2 protein-coding genes are annotated in these 2,143 nt (G+C 70.8%); one reads left to right on the plus strand and one right to left on the minus strand.

The window, feature by feature from the left end:
- Window positions 1–158: 158 nt before the first annotated feature.
- A complete protein-coding gene (locus tag GT354_RS16450) occupies window positions 159–407 on the minus strand; it encodes a hypothetical protein (RefSeq protein ID WP_161357059.1) in 249 nt (82 codons plus the stop codon).
- A 191-nt stretch (window positions 408–598) separates the two neighbouring features.
- On the opposite strand from GT354_RS16450, the gene GT354_RS16455 reads away from it, so the two are divergent.
- Complete coding sequence (locus GT354_RS16455; protein ID WP_161357060.1) at window positions 599–1,936, plus strand: APC family permease; 1,338 nt, start codon at window positions 599–601, stop codon at window positions 1,934–1,936.
- Window positions 1,937–2,143 lie beyond the last annotated feature (207 nt).

The following is a 2,143-nucleotide window of genomic DNA, read 5'->3' on the forward strand; positions in this document are numbered from 1 at the left end:
CCGCCGTTGCGTTCGGTGATCGAGGTCAGGCCGCCGGCGGGGTGAACGTCCGATGACCGGCGCGCCCCGACGCTGTTCGGGAACGGTTCACCTGCCCCGGCGAGTCGGCACGATCGCCATCGGGATCCGGATGGTCTCGCCCGAGATGTCGTCGTTGTTCACCCACGGCGCGCGCCTGCACACACCGGCGCGCACCCGGTGTCGACAGCCGACTCGGCGACGTCACCGAAGCCCTCGTCCACACCGTCGCCGCCCACGCAATCGTGCGCGTGCACGGTGACCTTGGCCGTGACGGCAGGACGATCGCGTTCCACCGGGCCCTGCGCCGGCTCCCACGCCGCGTCCCGGTACACCGCGCCGGTCGCGGTGAGACCGGCCCGGCCTCCGTTCGTCCGGGACCAGAACACGACCCACCACCAACCGGCTTGTCAGGAACACGGGTTTGTGCCGCGGACGCGGGTGACGACCCCTGTGCGGGATCGCGGGGCGGGCGTCGGCGGGCGGCGTCGGTCGCTCCCGGCTCTTCGGTTGGTCGGGGCTCTCACGCCCGTGCCGAACGTCGTGTCTGCGGATCGACGCTCGGGGCATAGGGGCCTCCATGAGCGCATCGCAGACACCATCTGTACCCGCTGTCACGGGTGCGGCCTCCGGGCTGAACAAGACGTTGACGACGCCGTTGTTGTTCCTGTTCATCCTCGGGGACGTCCTGGGCGCGGGTGTGTACGTGCTGGGGGGCCAAGTCGCCGGGGAGGCCGGCGGGGCGGTGTGGGTGCCGCTGGTCGTCGCGTTGTGCCTGGCCCTGTTGACGGCGGGTTCGTACGCGGAGCTGGCGACGAAGTATCCGCGGGCAGGCGGCGCGTCGCACTACACCAGGCTTGCGTACGGGCCCTTCGTCGGCTTCGTGGTCGGGTTCTGTATGCTCGCGGCGGGCATCGTGTCGGTCGGCGCGCTGGCCCGGGCGTTCGGCGGCGACTACCTGACCGAGTTCGTCACGGCCCCGATCGCGCTGGTGGCGGTGTTGTTCCTGATCGGCTTGGCGCTGCTCAACGCGCGCGGCATCAACGAGTCGATGCGGGCGAACACGGCGGCGACGCTGATCGAAGTGGGCGGGCTGGTCCTGGTGATCGGGCTGGGGGCGTGGGTGATGCTGCGCGGCGACGGCGACCTGTCGCGGCTGACCCAACTGGGCACCGACGCCCACGGCCCGGCCGCCGCGGTGCTGAGCGGGTCCGTGCTCGCGTACTACTCGTTCGTGGGGTTCGAGACCTCGGTCAACGTCGCGGAGGAGACCGCGAATCCCCGGCGATCCTACCCGCGCGCCCTTTTCGGAGCCCTCGCCGCGGCCGGCATCATCTATGCCTCGGTGGGGATCGTCTCGAGTGCCGTCGTGCCGACCGACCGCCTGGTGGCGTCCGGCGGCCCGCTGCTCGAAGTGGTCAAGGTGGCCGACGGGGTACCCGAACGGCTGTTCAGCGCCATCGCGCTGGTCGCCGTCGCCAACGGGGCCCTGCTGAGCGGCATCATGTCCTCACGGCTCACGTACGGCATGGCCCGCGACGGTCTGCTGCCGTCCTTCCTGGCCCGCGTCCTGCCGGGCCGCCGCACGCCGTGGACCGCGATCGCGACGACCACCGCGATCGCTTTGCTCCTGGCCCTCACCGGTGACGTCGCCACCCTCGCCTCGACGCTCGTGCTGCTGCTCCTGGTGGTCTTTCTCGCCGTCAACATCGCGGTACCCGTCCTACGCAGGAACCCCGGGGAGCACGAGCGCGGGCATTTTCGCATTCCCATCGTCCTGCCGATCCTGGGTGCCGCGTCGTGTGTTCTGCTGTTCACCCGCGTCGAGCCCGAGATCTGGGCGAGAGGGTTGCCCCTGATCGGCGCCGGGGTCGTACTGGGCGCGCTCGCCGCCTTGCGCCGCTCCCGCCGCCCGTAGACCATGCCCGACCAACCTTTCGACGACCCGGCACGTGAGCCGACACGTCCGGCGCGCACCGACGAGACGACACCTCATGAATCCTCCGGCAAGTCGATGCCGGAAGCGGCATCGACGTCGAAGGCCCGCAGGTACGGAAGCCTCGCAGGTACGGAAGCCCCGCCTTGATCGGCCGCTTCGACCGACGCCGGGCCCGGTCGTCGCACT

This window comes from Streptomyces sp. SID3343 (assembly GCF_009865215.1).
In the GTDB taxonomy this organism is placed as follows: Bacteria; Actinomycetota; Actinomycetes; order Streptomycetales; family Streptomycetaceae; genus Embleya.